Genomic DNA, 15,343 nt, shown 5'->3' with positions numbered 1-15,343 from the left:
ACATCTTTGCCTATGACTTTAATTGAATATACTAATCACACCGACTGTTTCCCACCATGACTTAGCGATGCCACTCAATATAGGTGTATAGTTCACAATAATATTTGAGATAAAGCTTCCATTTAAATGTGCTTGTATCCAGCCGTTTGGCATCATTGAAAATAAAAATAATACGATAAATAATAATAAATAACATTCAACAAATCCAAGGACTGCACCGAGCATCGCATTCAATTGCTTTAATATCGGTAGTTGAGCTATATAATCAAACACCGTAGCAACCATTTGTAAGATAACTTTTGTGATAAAAAATAAAATAATAAAACTCACAACATTATAAAATGTCATTTCATTCGTCACCATATTTAAAAATGCTGATTTATAATTCCCCTCAGCAGAAGGAAATGGAATTATGAGTTCCATTTTTTGAGCTAAAGGTGCATAGTACATACGCGCAACAATAAATGCGCCTATCGTACCGATTAAATGCAGCGATTGTAAAATTAATCCTCTTCTTAACCCAATGACAGTGCCTAAGATTAAGAAAAATAATAATAATAAATTAATCATTGTGCTCGCCTGTTCTTTCTAAATTGATTAACTTTTGCTTTAATAATTCGTGTTCTTCTTGTAACTTCACATAATCATCCATTATATTTACTGCTGCCAGTACTGCTTTACGAGACGTGTCTAAACCAGCACTCATGCGCGCAATTGCTTTAATTCGGTCATCTACGAGACTTGCTACATGTCTAATATGACTTGGCTCATCTTCACCTAAAATTGTATAATGTTGGTCATATATCGTTACAGTGATACGATTTTTAAATTCTCCCATAAAATCACTCCAACATCGTCATTTATTACTGTTTATGTTACCATTTTTAGAGGAAGTTATACAATAAAAACGTACAGATGAACAAAAATAACGGAGTGATGTCGAAATGAGCTCAAATGTATATCAATTAGATGCGAAAACTGCTGATAAATTAATGCAATTTTTACCAGGCAGTGATAGTAATTTACCACCAGGTTCGAAATATAGGAAGAAAATCGAAGGACAAACGGTGACTGTTTATTCTTCAAATAAATTGATGGTGCAAGGCAGTGCAAGTGAGGCAGTTGCTTTGAAATTACTTCGCGATGCCGGGATTAAGGTTGCAGGTGAAAGTAGTGAGAAAAAGAAATCTACAAGTAGCAATTCAATCAGTTACGATGGATTTAATTGTATCGGTAGTGATGAGGCAGGTTCCGGAGATTACTTCGGGCCGATGACCGTTGTTGCGAGTTATGTTAATAAGAAGCATGCTGAAATATTAAAAGTACTTGGTGTGATGGATTCAAAAAATTTAAAAGATGATAAAATTATTGAATTAGCAGAACAAATCATTCCTATCATTCCGCATTCATTACTCGTGTTAGATAATCCTAAATATAATGAGCGTAAAGCACTTGGCTGGTCTCAAGTTAAAATGAAAGCAGTGTTACATAACCAAGCCATTACGAATGTATTGAAGAAAATGGATGGTGAGCCACTAGATTATATTGTCATTGATCAATTTGCAGTGCAAGGCGTTTATGAGAATTATGCATTGACTGCGATTCCGGAACGTGACAAAACACGCTTTGAAACAAAAGGTGAATCGAAATCAATAGCAATCGCAGCGAGTTCAATCATTGCACGATATGCATTTGTTAAGTATTACGATGAAATCATTCGTGAGACTGGTATCCATATAACAAAAGGTGCCGGTGCAAAAGTTGACTTTGAAGCTGCAAAGATTATCGAGAAAAAGGGCATTGCATATTTGGATAGTGTGACAAAAAAAGATTTTAAGAATCGTGCAAAAGCACTGGCTTTAGTGAATAAGAAAAAATAGGAGGTATTAATTATGATGGACTACCTTTATATGACTTTTGGTGTACTCATATTTGTATATTTGCTTTGGTATATTAAAGTAAACTTGATTGATCGACGTGGGAAGTGATTATAAAAAGTAACACCCAAATATGTTCACACATAAGTGTCAACATATTTGGGGGTGTATCAGGTAAAATATAGATTAAAATTACTTATTTATTTTAAGTAATTTTAATAGTTCGTCATATTCAGAAGTAGATAAATAATAAATTTTATTATCTGCTTTTATCAATTTATTTTTGATATCAATTTCTATATGATGCTTTGATAATGATTTTTTCTCAATTATCTGTCTAACTTGATAATCTTCTTTAAATTTGCTTGTAACATTTTCTTTTTTATCAAGACTATTAAAAAATTCTTCGTACTTCTTAATTGAATTTTTATCTTCAATCATTCTTTCTTCAGTAGCTGTATCTTCTTTGACTTTATAGACTACTAAATAATTATCGAATTTACTTAAACCGCATCCTTGCATGACAGCTAATAAGAGTATTACTGTAAAAATTGATAACATTTTATTCATAACCGATTTCTCCTTTTAGCTTACTTATTATTATCATTTCATCTTATATGTAATTATATAGCAATATTATAAATAACATACTTTTATAACAATAATAATAAGTACGCCATGAGTGACTATCTCTAAAATTGTACTATCCTCTTAACTTCATTTTGGGAAGCGATTGTATTTTGATAATACTAACGTTTACTCTTTTGATTTTCTTTATTTGTTTGTAGAAGCGATTGTATTTTGACAATACTAACGTTTACTCTTTTGATTTTCTTTATTTGTTTGTAGAAGCGATTGTATTTTGATAATACTAACGTTTACTTTTCCTTGTATTCATACAACGCTTGATCCTCATTAATATAATTTGAACCATCATCAAATTGAACATATTTACTGTCTTTAAATGTTCCAATTTTTTTATATTCTTTGACCAATACTTGTTGAACTATCGTCCTCCCCACGCCTGTGAACTCAACTACATCCCTTACTGTAACACCACTATTCTTCAATACGTAAATTGCATCAAATGCTAAACGAACAACTTCTTTTTTAGTATATTCGCAACCACATTGACATCTCACTTTTTTCGCATTCTTCTCAGCAATCGGTAGAAAATTACGACACTTTGGGCATTTCACGCCTTTTTTCATTTCTTCGAATGGATAATAATGAATGCGTGGATGCATTCCTTTATAATCATAGTGTTCAAGAAATGTTCGAGCAATCTCCATTTCTTCAGACGTAACTTCTCGGCGATTCAATCGATTTACAATTTTACAGATATCCTTATCAAACAATATTCTTTTATCGCCATTAAAACCACTCACATTAAATTGTTCACCGACAAAAATTATACAACTCACAACTTCATAACTAATACCATTTTATCAACAAACCGTTGTAATCGCATATGTTGCTTCGTTTGTAAAGCCAATGGATTATTTATGACGTAGCCATTCTCACTAACAAAGTTACCTTTCACGTAATTATATTGTCCTTCGTAATATTTCGTATCAAAATGCATAATCTTCCCATCTGCTACAATGATAAAATCATACTGTGATTGACCGTTCAACCTTAGGCGCATATCCCAAATCTTCGCACCACCAATACAATCTTTAATCCGTTCATAAAATAATTGCTCACCCAATAACCCTTTATCAGTCGTAAACAAATGATCTTTATCAAATTGATCCAGATCACATCGCCCTGCAGCTTCTAATATGTATCTTTCATATTGATTGAATTCACGTGTCTTTAAAAACAAAGCTTCCACCACATTTATCATATGTTAACACATATAAAATATACAACATTAACACTTAATAACACAACAAAAAAAAGACCATCTAAAAGATGGCCTCTAAAAAATAATTATCCTCTTAACTTCGCACCTGTTGCTGCTAAGTTTTCTAGTACTTTATCATATATTGGTTTAATATCTTCATCCGTTAACGTTTGTTCTGGGTTTAAGAATTCTAAGCGAATCGCAACTGATTTCTTATCATCAGCAATGTGTTCACCTTGGTAAACATCAAATACTTTCGCTGATTGTAATAATTTATGATCTGTTGCTTCAATCACTTTAATTAATTCACCCGTATCCATCGTACGGTCAACTTCTAATGCGATATCACGGCTTGTACCCGGGAATTTCGGAATCATGTTATAAAGAATTTGACCTTGAACATCATTTAATAACATTTTTAAATCTAATTCAAAAATGTACGTTTCGTTTAAGTCATTATCAGATTCAAATGAAGGATGTAATTGACCGATAATACCCACTTTTTCATCACCAACATAAATATCTGCACTACGCCCTGGATGTAATAAAGTCTCTTCCGAACGACGATACTCAAATTTAATACCTAAACGATCAGCAATCGCTTCAACTATCCCTTTAACATGGAAGAAATCAACTAATTCTTTCTTACCTTGATGATAACTTGGCGTTACTTCCCCAGTTATAATACCGGCAATATGTTCTTCTTCTGAAGGTAATTCAGCTCCTTCAACTTTAAAGAAAGTGTTCCCTACTTCATAAAATGCTACATTCTTCATTTGACGCGCATTATTGTAAACAACAACATCAACTAAATGTGGAATTAATGACTGGCGTAACTCCGCATGGTCTGCACTCATCGGCATCAATAACTGAACAGTATCCGCTTGTTTCAAAGCAAATTGCTTTGCTTTTTCTTTTGAAACTAACGCATACGTAATCGCCTGGTTTAATCCTAAACCTTGTAATAATGATTTCACAGCACGACGTTTCGCCTGGTAATCTGTTAATCCAACTTGTTTATTAGTCTTCGTCACAGGTAATGTTGCAGGTAATGCATCATAACCATAAATACGCGCAACTTCTTCAACTAAATCTTCTTTTATGGTAATGTCACCACGACGACTCGGTACGACAACACTAAATGCATCGCCATCAACTTTAGATTCAAAACCAAGACGTTCGAAGATGTTTTTAATTTCAGTGTTCGAAATTTCAAATCCGATTAAACGGTTAATATCTTCAGTTGTAATTTCAACGTTTGTCGTAAGTTCAGGTAATGTACCAGCAGCAACGATACCGCTTAACACTTCACCTTGTGCATTTTCTTGTAACAGATATGCTGCACGATTTAATGCATCTTCAACGAATTCAGCTGCAACACCTTTTTCGAAACGGCTTGATGATTCAGAACGTAAGTTTAATCTTCCTGCTGTTTTACGAATATTTAATGGCGCAAACATTGCTGATTCAATTAGCACGTTAACTGTATTATCCGTCACTTCAGAGAAATCTCCACCCATTACACCAGCAAGTGCGACTGGTTGTTCACCATTTGTAACTACGATATCAGATGCTAATAACTTACGCTCTTGATCATCTAACGTTGTCATCACTTCGCCGTCATTGGCATAACGTACGACAATTTCTTTAGAGCCAATCTTGTCGTAATCAAACATGTGTAATGGTTGACCGAACTCTAACATTACATAGTTTGAAACGTCTACTACGTTGTTGATTGGACGAACACCTGCTTTAATTAAACGGCTTTGAATGTATTCTGGCGATGGACCAATTTTTACATTTTTAACGACACGCGCAGCATAATATGGGCTTGCCTCGACGTCATCAATCTTTATTGCAATATAGTCACTTGCTTGTTCAGCAATTTCTTTAATTTCTGAAGTCGGTAATGATAAATCTTCTTCATATAATGCACTTGTTTCGTAAGCTGTACCGATCATTGACATACAGTCGCTTCGGTTCGGCGTTAAGCCTAATTCCATCACTTCATCATTTAAATCTAAAGCTTCTAACGCATCCTGACCTGGTTTAACGTCACCCGTGAATACATAGATACCAGTTGCGTACGCTTCAGGCACTAAATTAGATGCAATACCTAATTCACCTAAAGAACAGATCATACCGTTTGATTCAACGCCACGTAACTTCGCACGTTTAATTTTAATACCACCAGGTAAACGTCCACCCGGTAAACAAACGATAACGTGTTGACCCGCGTCAACGTTAGGTGCGCCACACACGATTTGTAACGTTTCTTCACCAACGTTTACTTGACACACATTTAATTTATCAGCATCAGGATGTTTTTCTTTAGATTCAACATATCCTACAACTAAATTTTTAATATCTTTTTTATAATTAATGATTTCTTCAATCTCAATACCACTACGCGTAATTTTCTCTGCTAATTCTTCAACAGGTAAATCAACTTTTACGTAATCGCTTAACCACTCTTTACTTACTAACATCTGCATTACCTCCATCTTCAGCACGTAAGAACTGTGTTACAAATCGTAAATCATTTGTATAGAAATGACGAATATCTTCAATACCGTATTTCAACATTGCGATACGGTCTGGACCCATACCAAATGCGAAACCAGAGTATTTCTTAGAGTCAAAACCAGCCATCTCTAATACGTTAGGATGTACCATACCTGCACCTAGAATTTCAATCCAGCCTGTTCCTTTACAAACATTACAACCTTTACCTTTACATTTGAAGCAGGAAATATCTACTTCTACAGAAGGCTCAGTGAATGGGAAGAAACTTGGACGGAGACGGATTTCACGATCTTCTCCAAACATTTTTTTCGCGAAATATTCTAATGTCCCTTTTAAGTCACTCATTTTAATATTTTCATCAACGACTAAACCTTCAATTTGTGTAAATTGATGTGAATGTGTTGCATCATCAGAGTCCCTACGATAAACTTTACCTGGACAAATAATCTTAACCGGTCCTTGTCCTTTGCGTGATTCTAACGTACGCGCTTGCACTGGAGACGTATGTGTACGCATTAATACTTCTTCAGAAATATAGAAACTATCCTGCATATCTCGTGCCGGATGAGATTTCGGTAAGTTTAACGCTTCAAAGTTATAATAGTCACTTTCAACTTCATAGCCTTCAACGACCTCATAACCTAAACCTACAAATAAATCTTCAATATCTTCTACAATTCGATTTAATGGATGACTTGCACCACTTACAAGTTCCTTACCAGGCAATGTAATATCAACAGTTTCACTTGCAAGCTTTCGATTAATCAATTCACGTTGAATCTTCTCTTCAGCTTCAGCGATCGCCTTTTCTACCGTTTGACGTGCATCATTTACAAGTTGACCAAACATCGGTTTCTCTTCGTTTGGTAAAGACTTCATCTCTTTCATTAAACCAGTGATAACACCTTTTTTACCTAAGTAAGACACTTTTATATCTTGTAATTCTTTTTTCTCAGCAATCGCTTGTACTTTTTGGACAGCCTCTTCCTTCAACGCTTGTAATTTATCCTTTAATTCCATCATGATGCCTCCTTAAATTTTTAGAAACAAAAAAAATTCCTTCCATCCCTGATGTAGGGACGAAAAGAATTCCGCGGTACCACCCAAATTTGCAATTATGCACACTTGTTGATGGTAACGGTATCTACCGGCTTAACTTCTTATTAAGCAACCAAAAAGATGAAAAAACATGCTTCATTGACTACCTCTCACCTAACAGTAGCTCTCTGAACAAATCCACACATTACGTCTTTTTATCGGTCATTTATTTCATTAGTTCTTATTATAATCAATTAAAAAATTATATTCAAGCTATATTAGTGTTAAACTTCCTGCTTTGCAGATAACTTTTCTTCGTCGGTCGTTGCATACGGGTTACCCCCAAATACAAAATTAGATAAAAGCAGCAGTAATAATGTTGCCTGCAGGTTACCAGGTTTTTGTTGGACATAAAAATATGCAACTAGTACGATATAAAAAATAAAAAATGCTCCAATTATCCATAGTCTTATACGCCAATTCTTATTTAACATGTTCGCACGATGTATTTCATTCGGTAAATTAATGACATGAACCAACAGCATTAAACAGTAAAATATCACTGCAAATCTTAAAGTATCTTTTAATTCATAGGCAAGTTGTGCCTTTTCCGACATCTCAAAATAAGCATCTGAATAACTAAAGTCATCCCACATTAACAAAACACCTAACAATATAATTGGTACGGTCATTAAAAACGCAATCCAACGTTGTTTCTTATATCTTTCAATCCCGACTCTAACGTCCGTTCTCAAAAAATTCTCTTTGAAAAATAAAAATTCTTCTTTCATACGGTTCAACTCCTTCATCCAATTATAACATTTAATGGTATTCGCACAAACCATTTCATTTATAAAAAAATAATGACCAAAACGACTGTTTTGGCCATTACATTACTTAATTAAATGATACATCAATATCCCGGCACACACTGCAACGTTCAAACTTTCTGCTTTACCGTGAATCGGTACATATAAATTCTCATCTGTTTGTGCAAGTATCGCTTCATCAACACCTTGTCCTTCATTACCTAATACAAGCATAAATTGCTCATTTGCTTCGATTGATTTGTAATCAACAGCGTTGTCTAAACTTGTACCATATACTTTTCCTTTTACTAAATCCTTTGCTTCAGCAAAGTCCATCTCAACAACTGGAATATGGAACACACTTCCTTGAGAAGCACGTAACACTTTGTCGTTATAAATATCAACCGTACCTTTCGCAATAATCACCGCGTCCATCCCAGCTGCATCTGCCGTTCGAATAATTGTTCCGACATTCCCCGGATCTTGTATACGGTCTAAATAAAGCACTTTATTCATTTCAATATTACTAACTTCCGGCATGTTACACACTGCATAAATCCCTTGTGGAGCTTCTGTTTGTGATAATTTTTCAGCAATTTTAAAAGTGATTTCGAACTGCTCTTTGCTGTTTTCTACTATAACTTCATTAAGTTTTTCAGGATTAACCGTTAAGATCATTTCAATATCAATATTACTTTTCGCCGCTTCTTCAACTAAATGAAACCCTTCAATCAAGAATTGATTCGATTTCTTACGTTCTTTTCTCGTATGTAATTTAGCAATTTGCTTTATTTTTAAATTGTTTACTGATTCAATGCGTTCCATGTTGTACCTCACCTTTAATTAATACTCTTATTATGACTCATGTTCATTCATAATGATACTATATCCATCACGTTTTTCCGATAATCCTTGCATCACTGCACGCCAGTCGTGACCATATTGTGCAAACATGTCATCCATTAAATCGCGTTGCGCCTGGTTTAATACGTCAATTAGCGCATACCCCGCTTCAGTTGGATACAATTCTTTTAACCGTTTATCCGTCGCAGCTTGTTGTTCTGTAATCAATGCTTTTTCCTTTAATACTTTCAAAGTATTGTGTGATCCTTGTTTTGAAATTTCAAGCACTTGTAATAATTCTTTTTGTGTTATTCCTGGTTTCTTACAAATAAAGAAAAGGAACCGATGATGCTGGCGTTGCATCCCATACTGTTCAATAATCTTGTCCGCCGTTGTAATAAACGTTTTATAAGCGAAATAAAATAAAATATGCTCATTATCACTTGAAGTCGTCATAATTTTCTCCTCATTGTAAGCTTACTTTTATTATACGCACTCTTTTCATTTTTTCAATTAATAGGTCAATAATATTGACTTAATTATTTGTAAATATTATATTAAATAAGTAAACATTAAATAAAGGGGAGAAAATAATGAAACAAAGAATCGGACAATTATTATTAGATACTTTAGCTGTCAACGGGGTCGATAAAGTATTTGGCGTACCTGGTGATTTCACATTAGCCTTTTTAGATGATATTATAAGCCACGATAAATTAGAATGGATCGGTAACACAAACGAATTAAACGCAGCATATGCAGCGGATGGTTACGCACGTGTGAAAGGATTAGCAGCAGTAAGTACGACATTTGGTGTAGGAGAACTCAGTGCAGTGAATGGCATTGCCGGTAGTTATGCTGAACGTGTACCTGTAGTAAAAATCGCAGGTGGTCCATCAAGTGTTGCACAACAAGAAGGTCGCTACGTTCACCACTCTTTAGGTGAAGGAGTATTTGATTCATACTCAAAAATGTACGAACATATCACATGTGCGACAACGACTTTAACAGTTGAAAATGCACAAACTGAAATTCCGCGTGTGATTAATACAGCGATTCGTGAACGTCGACCTGTGCACATTCATTTACCGATTGACGTTGCACTCACTGAAATTGAAGTTACTGATGCACCTGTTGCATATCAGCACGCGGCAAAAGATGTAAGCCAATATATCGCGGCAGTTCAAGAAAGATTAGCACAAGCGAAACAACCTGTACTCATCGTAGGACATGAAATTAATTCATTTGATTTACATGAGAAATTAGAACAATTTGCGGATGCTACAAATATCCCTGTTGCTCAATTATCTTTAGGGAAATCAGCATTCAATGAAGAAAGTGATAAATATTTAGGCATTTTTGATGGAAAAATTGCTGAAGAAAATGTACGTCTCTATGTAAATAACTCAGACTGTATTATTAATTTAGGAGCAAAATTAACGGACTCAGCAACTGCAGGATTTAGTTATGAATTCGATATTAATGAAGTCATCTTTATGAACCAAAATGATTTCAAAGCAGGTGCGATTGTATCTGATGACGTATCCATCATTGACTTAGTAGATGGATTACTGACACTCGACTATAAAAATACAGCAGACTATCCAACATTCAAACGCTCTGCAATGGATTATGAATTAAACGATGAACCGTTAACACAGGAGAATTACTTTAAGTTAGTTAATGCATTCTTAGAACAAGACGATATTCTGTTAGCGGAGCAAGGCACATCATTCTTCGGTGCATATGACTTATCATTTTATAAAGGCAATCAATATATCGGACAACCATTATGGGGATCAATCGGGTATACATTCCCAGCGCTATTAGGAAGTCAACATGCTGATGTAAATCGCAGAAACATACTACTTATTGGTGATGGATCATTACAATTAACAGTTCAAGCATTATCTACAATGATTCGCACAGGCATTAAACCAATTATCTTTGTAATTAATAACGACGGATATACAGTAGAACGCTTAATCCACGGCATGGAAGAACCATATAACGATATTAAAATGTGGAACTATAAAATGTTACCAGAAGCATTTGGCGCAAAAGATGAAGTTGTTGTGCATGACGCGAAAACTTCAAATGAGTTAAAAACAGTAATGGATAAAATCAACGCTGACAAAGATCACTTACACTTCGTTGAAATCCATATGGCAGTTGAAGACGCACCGAAGAAGTTAATCGATATCTCTAAAGCATTCGCAGAAGCAAATAAGAAGAAATAATTTGAGAAACCCCGCCATGCACAAGTTTGTGATGGCAGGGTGTTTTTGTGGGCTATTTAGGATTGTGAGGTTGTGGTTTCATTTTTACGATTCTTTCTTTCACTTTAGGTTCCGAGTAGGCAGAATCTTACCTTTAATAGATATTCTTGCGCGAAGCTCTCGTAGTTAGGGCAGATTTTCAATATAATGGAATTTCTTGCCCTAACTTAAATTACTTCGGGTAAGATTTACAAATATTTTACTATTACTTTTTCACCTACGATATATTCAAACACATCTGGCATATTCATTTCAAGAAATTCATCGTATCCAAATACCCCATTCGTCAAATGATTGAATAATACTGAAAATGATGTCCCATGACCACAGATGATAATATCACCTTCACTATTCTCAACCAACTTTTCAAATGCAGGTACAATTCTTATCTTTACCTCTTTAAGAGATTCACCATTTTCTAATTTATAATCAAAGTCGCTCCACTGTTGTTCAGCAAATGCCGAGAAATTATCAATCCAATCCCCAACTGTTCTCTCATAAAAGTCATGTACAATTTCAACATTTATCGATTTATCAATCGCAATAGGTTGCACCGTATCAATCGCACGTTTAAAAGGACTAGAAAAAATCCTCATAATTTCTTTATCTTTAAATACCTCAACTAATCCATTAGCTAATAATATACCTTCCTCAGTCAATGGTGCACTTTCATCATGTTTAAAACGAATATCACGAATAGAGTGTCTAATAAAATAAATTTTACGCATATCTTCACCTCGCAAATTTCTCTACTTTTAACCCCATCTGTTTTAATTCACCAGCGAGCTGATTATCTATTACTCTAACTTCATATTCATGAGCGATAGAATATAAGACACTTTTACCATGCTTTAAAAAAGCGATATCTATATCTAATTCTATTGGCGAGTAATCCTGAATAGATTCTTTATAAAAACAATTAAATAACTTTATCTCATTAACCACACGCTCGTTATAATGAAAATAATACAGATTTCCTTGATGATTCCCTTGAGTACCTGGCCATTTCCTTCGTACTTTCATTTCGATAAATTCAGGTAATAGATTTTGATAAATAATCGTTTGAGTAAAATCTTCACCCAATGTAGTCGTTATTAATATCGTATCAGCATAGTCCAATAACTTTCGAATCACTTTACGATATGATTCTTTATCATTTGATATTAAGAATTGCATTAAATCCACTCCTTGTATTTGCCACTCTACTCCAATATTTCGTAGTTCGGAAAGTGTTTTAATAATTCATCCATTACGGTTACTTCATCTATTAGAACGATTGTTTCTGAACTATCCATAGCTACAATTTCAAAAATAGCTTTACTTTCAATATGAGATAACCCATCTTTCCAAATATCGAGATCTTCAGTAACATCATATATTACAGCATCTCTTTCGATCTCTTCCCAACTCAATTCATTCGGAAAACCTGATAGTACACCCCATACCCATTGAACATCTGAGTATTCTTTTAAAGTTCTTAATAACATCTCACCATCCATTAATTGATGACTTGGATGATCAAACTGAAAGTCATCATCTAGTACTTCGTGTGCATTGATTTTCCACTTTAATGATTTCACATATGGCTCAATATGCTTTAGAACTTCATAAGGAAATGTTACATAGCCATCTTCATTTAAGAGTATACTATTGATTTTCATCATTATTTCACCTTATCTTTCTTTTCTACTCTTCTAAAATAAATAATTGCTAAAGTACCAATAATCACATTCATTACTGTATAAGTAATCAACGAAATATTAATGTAGTTTTCACTCTCAGGATTCCCATCTGTGAGTAGCATACCTAATAAATCTGGTAATAGAAGATAAACCATAACACCTACAAAGAACCAATGCTTTAAAATAATACATATAACAATAAAAACAATGGCAATAAAAATTCCTATAAAGAAACTGTATTTATCATCTAGACTTGCTAAGCTTGGACTTTTGTACTTTCTCATAAATAATTCTCCTAAAATCATAAACGCAAGCATTGCCATTGACATAGCTATTACTAAAAAATATGTTTTTTTTGTATCACCATATTTTATTAGTAAATTTTTCATTATCCACAATTCTAGTGGTGCAATTACAAAGATTAATAAGCTATAATAAACCACTTTGTATACAGAGACATCAAAATCTCCTTGAATTAAATTAGGAACTGTAAAAAATATGATTGCTGAAAGTATCATCAAGAATATAAAACTAAATATCCCTTTATCAAATGGTAGTTCATTTGAAATTGACTTTATATAATCTTTTACCGATCCCCCTGTTACGCTTTCTACACTTTCACCACGTAATTCTGCTTCGTACAAATGATCACGTAATTCTGCTTCAATTGCATATATATCTTCGTCTTTCTTACCTTTTGATGCCAACTCTAATCTTAATTGTAATAAAAAATGTTCCGCTTCATTACTTAACATCATCAACACTCCTCATCAAATTATTAATGCCTGTATTCAATAAATCCCATTTTTGTTTAAATACAATTAACTCTTCCATTCCATCATCCGTAATGGAATAATATTTTCTTTTCGGACCACCGGTATCAGATTTTATCATTCGTGTACTGACGTATCCTTTCTTATCAAGCCGTAACAATACAGGATAAATACTACCATCACTAATTTCAGGAAATTCGTTTTCTTTTAATTTTTCTAATATCTCATATCCATATGTCTCACCTTGTGAAATTAGACCTAAAATCGCTCCATCTAGCAACCCTTTCATCATTTGATTATGTACTGACATTTGAAACCTCCTTACTCAAGATAGCTATCTTATAATATAAGATAGTCTAGAAAATAAAAAAAGTCAACTATCTTATAATAAAAGATAGTTGAATCTTAAAAATTTATTCTACTTAACAAATCTGTCCAACCATTCTCTTTGATCATCACTTAATTTTGTATACACTGCTTCATAGTCTACTAAATCTTTATCACGAACATTGCTGCTATTCATCTTGTATAGCAATTGAATTTCGGGTTGTATTACTTTAATACCATTTGAAATAAAATAACTATAATCAATAGATCGACGAATATCTCTATTTCTCTTATAAATCCATTCGCCATTATCTGACTCAAAAAACAGTACTTCAAGGAAAAATGGTGATACTTCATCCTCAGCAACCCATAATGAATCAGTTAGTAATATATCAACTCCATCAACGTCAATTAACTTACCATTTCTGGCGATATAAATTTGATAATCTTTAAAATAGTCTAGTACTTCATCGACATTTTTAATATCAATCAATATATCTATATCTTCATGTTCACGGATTCTAAATTTTAAAAATTCATCAAGAGCATGTCCACCTGCTAATAACCAATCAAAAGATGCATCTTTCATGAGTAAAGTTAATTCAAAAACTCTAAACTTCTTCCAGTTATTAAGATCATTCCGCATAATTCACCTCTAAATTTTAGCAATCCAAATTACTTCATCATCTTTTATTTTTTCAAATGTTACTTCTAAATTTCTCTCTAGATTTTTTATTAGATTACTTTTGTTATGTTTCTGATCTAATACTAAATTATCCCTGTACATATCTTGTTGAATGATTAAGTGAGAATTCATTGGATATGTTTCATTGATATAAATTGATCTTTTAAAATCAAAAATACTATTTTTGACTTTACTAATCATTGCTTTATAGATTCGATAAAATACCTTATCATTTTTGTACGATTCATTTACATATAAAAATTGCGGTATATAAATACTATTATAGCCATGAATATCTATTTGATTATGGTCAATTACCGATTGTTTAATCTTTCTAAAAATACGTTTCTTACCCCTTATCTTTTTCTTCCTCAATGTAATCCTCCCCACAAAAATACCCACTTCACAGTGGGTATTAGCTTGCTTTCGTTTCAAATATGTAATCATTTGTTAATTCATTTGTAATCGTTAACTCATAGTCTAATCCACGTGCGTTAGCACCTTCTACAAGTGCATTAATTTCTTGCCAATTAAAGTAACTTTCTGCTGCGACTAACACACTTGCTACAACTAAAATCATCACTGCTACTATTGCGAATCGCATTAAATTCTTCTTCATATTGGCCTCCTTAGTTGATTCGTTTCTATTTTACCA

At 33.5% G+C, this 15,343-nt stretch carries 20 protein-coding genes and 1 other annotated feature; of the genes, 2 read left to right on the top strand and 18 right to left on the bottom strand.

Translation table 11 applies throughout. The features are described from left to right. Positions 1 to 18: 18 nt before the first annotated feature. Entirely contained in the window at positions 19 to 570 is a 552-nt protein-coding gene (locus tag OCL94_RS04975) for a CvpA family protein (protein WP_262995197.1), read from the bottom strand. Beyond that, a complete protein-coding gene (gene zapA, locus OCL94_RS04970; protein WP_262995195.1) occupies positions 563 to 838 on the bottom strand; it encodes a cell division protein ZapA in 276 nt (91 codons plus the stop codon). Before zapA ends, OCL94_RS04975 begins: the two co-directional genes overlap by 8 nt. A 106-nt stretch (positions 839 to 944) precedes the next feature. Between zapA and rnhC the strand changes: the two genes are divergently transcribed. Beyond that, a complete protein-coding gene (rnhC, locus tag OCL94_RS04965; RefSeq protein ID WP_262995193.1) occupies positions 945 to 1,880 on the top strand; it encodes a ribonuclease HIII in 936 nt (311 codons plus the stop codon). 189 nt (positions 1,881 to 2,069) lie between these two features. Here the strand turns inward: rnhC and OCL94_RS04960 are convergent, their stop codons facing one another. The 8 genes from OCL94_RS04960 to OCL94_RS04925 all read right to left on the bottom strand — a co-directional run bounded on the left by OCL94_RS04960 (position 2,070) and on the right by OCL94_RS04925 (position 9,401). Beyond that, on the bottom strand, positions 2,070 to 2,447 hold the full coding sequence (locus tag OCL94_RS04960; protein ID WP_262995191.1) for a hypothetical protein: 378 nt from the start codon (positions 2,445 to 2,447) through the stop codon (positions 2,070 to 2,072). Positions 2,448 to 2,755: 308 nt separating this feature from the next. Next, a complete protein-coding gene (locus OCL94_RS04955; RefSeq protein WP_262995189.1) occupies positions 2,756 to 3,301 on the bottom strand; it encodes a hypothetical protein in 546 nt (181 codons plus the stop codon). Continuing rightward, positions 3,298 to 3,705 (bottom strand): nuclease-related domain-containing protein, encoded by a 408-nt coding sequence (locus OCL94_RS04950; RefSeq protein ID WP_262995187.1) that lies wholly within the window; start codon positions 3,703 to 3,705, stop codon positions 3,298 to 3,300. Before OCL94_RS04950 ends, OCL94_RS04955 begins: the two co-directional genes overlap by 4 nt. A gap of 107 nt (positions 3,706 to 3,812) precedes the next feature. Further along, on the bottom strand, positions 3,813 to 6,215 hold the full coding sequence (gene pheT, locus OCL94_RS04945) for a phenylalanine--tRNA ligase subunit beta (protein ID WP_262995185.1): 2,403 nt from the start codon (positions 6,213 to 6,215) through the stop codon (positions 3,813 to 3,815). Next, positions 6,202 to 7,272 (bottom strand): phenylalanine--tRNA ligase subunit alpha, encoded by a 1,071-nt coding sequence (gene pheS, locus OCL94_RS04940; protein WP_262995389.1) that lies wholly within the window; start codon positions 7,270 to 7,272, stop codon positions 6,202 to 6,204. Before pheS ends, pheT begins: the two co-directional genes overlap by 14 nt. A gap of 52 nt (positions 7,273 to 7,324) precedes the next feature. Continuing rightward, positions 7,325 to 7,518, bottom strand: a binding site (T-box leader). 56 nt (positions 7,519 to 7,574) lie between these two features. Continuing rightward, on the bottom strand, positions 7,575 to 8,081 hold the full coding sequence (locus tag OCL94_RS04935) for a hypothetical protein (RefSeq protein WP_262995182.1): 507 nt from the start codon (positions 8,079 to 8,081) through the stop codon (positions 7,575 to 7,577). A 102-nt stretch (positions 8,082 to 8,183) separates the two neighbouring features. After that, on the bottom strand, positions 8,184 to 8,924 hold the full coding sequence (locus tag OCL94_RS04930) for a TrmH family RNA methyltransferase (protein ID WP_262995181.1): 741 nt from the start codon (positions 8,922 to 8,924) through the stop codon (positions 8,184 to 8,186). Between the two features lie 30 nt (positions 8,925 to 8,954). Beyond that, positions 8,955 to 9,401, bottom strand: a complete 447-nt coding sequence (locus OCL94_RS04925) for a MarR family winged helix-turn-helix transcriptional regulator (RefSeq protein WP_411268479.1) — start codon at positions 9,399 to 9,401, stop codon at positions 8,955 to 8,957. A gap of 134 nt (positions 9,402 to 9,535) precedes the next feature. Between OCL94_RS04925 and OCL94_RS04920 the strand changes: the two genes are divergently transcribed. Beyond that, positions 9,536 to 11,182, top strand: coding sequence for an alpha-keto acid decarboxylase family protein (locus OCL94_RS04920; protein ID WP_262995177.1), 1,647 nt, complete (start codon positions 9,536 to 9,538; stop codon positions 11,180 to 11,182). Between the two features lie 227 nt (positions 11,183 to 11,409). Here the strand turns inward: OCL94_RS04920 and OCL94_RS04915 are convergent, their stop codons facing one another. The 8 genes from OCL94_RS04915 to OCL94_RS04880 form a co-directional block, all read right to left on the bottom strand. Next, the gene (locus OCL94_RS04915; protein WP_262995175.1) at positions 11,410 to 11,949 is read right to left on the bottom strand and encodes a histidine phosphatase family protein; all 540 of its coding nucleotides are present in this window, start codon (positions 11,947 to 11,949) and stop codon (positions 11,410 to 11,412) included. Between the two features lie 4 nt (positions 11,950 to 11,953). Beyond that, positions 11,954 to 12,397 carry a hypothetical protein gene (locus tag OCL94_RS04910; RefSeq protein ID WP_262995173.1) on the bottom strand — a complete coding sequence of 148 codons (444 nt, stop codon included), beginning with the start codon at positions 12,395 to 12,397 and terminating at the stop codon, positions 11,954 to 11,956. Positions 12,398 to 12,423: 26 nt separating this feature from the next. Next, complete coding sequence (locus OCL94_RS04905; protein WP_262995171.1) at positions 12,424 to 12,885, bottom strand: hypothetical protein; 462 nt, start codon at positions 12,883 to 12,885, stop codon at positions 12,424 to 12,426. Then, on the bottom strand, positions 12,885 to 13,658 hold the full coding sequence (locus OCL94_RS04900) for a hypothetical protein (RefSeq protein ID WP_262995169.1): 774 nt from the start codon (positions 13,656 to 13,658) through the stop codon (positions 12,885 to 12,887). The genes OCL94_RS04905 and OCL94_RS04900 overlap by 1 nt, the downstream gene beginning before the upstream one ends. Next, on the bottom strand, positions 13,648 to 13,986 hold the full coding sequence (locus tag OCL94_RS04895; protein WP_262995168.1) for a PadR family transcriptional regulator: 339 nt from the start codon (positions 13,984 to 13,986) through the stop codon (positions 13,648 to 13,650). The genes OCL94_RS04900 and OCL94_RS04895 overlap by 11 nt, the downstream gene beginning before the upstream one ends. A 108-nt stretch (positions 13,987 to 14,094) precedes the next feature. Beyond that, the gene (locus OCL94_RS04890) at positions 14,095 to 14,649 is read right to left on the bottom strand and encodes a nucleotidyltransferase domain-containing protein (RefSeq protein WP_262995167.1); all 555 of its coding nucleotides are present in this window, start codon (positions 14,647 to 14,649) and stop codon (positions 14,095 to 14,097) included. A 9-nt stretch (positions 14,650 to 14,658) separates the two neighbouring features. Further along, entirely contained in the window at positions 14,659 to 15,063 is a 405-nt protein-coding gene (locus OCL94_RS04885) for a hypothetical protein (RefSeq protein ID WP_262995165.1), read from the bottom strand. Positions 15,064 to 15,103: 40 nt separating this feature from the next. Then, positions 15,104 to 15,307 (bottom strand): hypothetical protein, encoded by a 204-nt coding sequence (locus tag OCL94_RS04880; protein ID WP_262995163.1) that lies wholly within the window; start codon positions 15,305 to 15,307, stop codon positions 15,104 to 15,106. Positions 15,308 to 15,343 lie beyond the last annotated feature (36 nt).

Origin of the sequence: Macrococcus capreoli, from assembly GCF_025628935.1 — a bacterium.
In the GTDB taxonomy this organism is placed as follows: domain Bacteria; phylum Bacillota; class Bacilli; order Staphylococcales; family Staphylococcaceae; genus Macrococcoides; species Macrococcoides capreoli.
This window is presented reverse-complemented; position numbering and strand designations above follow the sequence as displayed.

What these genes read in the sequence shown, in the direction of transcription:
- OCL94_RS04975 (WP_262995197.1), bottom strand. Translation starts at nt 570, where the DNA reads ATGATTAATTTATTATTATTATTTTTCTTAATCTTAGGCACTGTCATT.
- zapA (WP_262995195.1), bottom strand. Translation starts at nt 838, where the DNA reads ATGGGAGAATTTAAAAATCGTATCACTGTAACGATATATGACCAACAT.
- rnhC (WP_262995193.1), top strand. Translation starts at nt 945, where the DNA reads ATGAGCTCAAATGTATATCAATTAGATGCGAAAACTGCTGATAAATTA.
- OCL94_RS04960 (WP_262995191.1), bottom strand. Translation starts at nt 2,447, where the DNA reads ATGAATAAAATGTTATCAATTTTTACAGTAATACTCTTATTAGCTGTC.
- pheT (WP_262995185.1), bottom strand. Translation starts at nt 6,215, where the DNA reads ATGTTAGTAAGTAAAGAGTGGTTAAGCGATTACGTAAAAGTTGATTTA.
- pheS (WP_262995389.1), bottom strand. Translation starts at nt 7,272, where the DNA reads ATGGAATTAAAGGATAAATTACAAGCGTTGAAGGAAGAGGCTGTCCAA.
- OCL94_RS04935 (WP_262995182.1), bottom strand. Translation starts at nt 8,081, where the DNA reads ATGAAAGAAGAATTTTTATTTTTCAAAGAGAATTTTTTGAGAACGGAC.
- OCL94_RS04930 (WP_262995181.1), bottom strand. Translation starts at nt 8,924, where the DNA reads ATGGAACGCATTGAATCAGTAAACAATTTAAAAATAAAGCAAATTGCT.
- OCL94_RS04920 (WP_262995177.1), top strand. Translation starts at nt 9,536, where the DNA reads ATGAAACAAAGAATCGGACAATTATTATTAGATACTTTAGCTGTCAAC.
- OCL94_RS04915 (WP_262995175.1), bottom strand. Translation starts at nt 11,949, where the DNA reads ATGCGTAAAATTTATTTTATTAGACACTCTATTCGTGATATTCGTTTT.
- OCL94_RS04910 (WP_262995173.1), bottom strand. Translation starts at nt 12,397, where the DNA reads ATGCAATTCTTAATATCAAATGATAAAGAATCATATCGTAAAGTGATT.
- OCL94_RS04905 (WP_262995171.1), bottom strand. Translation starts at nt 12,885, where the DNA reads ATGATGAAAATCAATAGTATACTCTTAAATGAAGATGGCTATGTAACA.
- OCL94_RS04900 (WP_262995169.1), bottom strand. Translation starts at nt 13,658, where the DNA reads ATGTTAAGTAATGAAGCGGAACATTTTTTATTACAATTAAGATTAGAG.
- OCL94_RS04895 (WP_262995168.1), bottom strand. Translation starts at nt 13,986, where the DNA reads ATGTCAGTACATAATCAAATGATGAAAGGGTTGCTAGATGGAGCGATT.
- OCL94_RS04890 (WP_262995167.1), bottom strand. Translation starts at nt 14,649, where the DNA reads ATGCGGAATGATCTTAATAACTGGAAGAAGTTTAGAGTTTTTGAATTA.
- OCL94_RS04880 (WP_262995163.1), bottom strand. Translation starts at nt 15,307, where the DNA reads ATGAAGAAGAATTTAATGCGATTCGCAATAGTAGCAGTGATGATTTTA.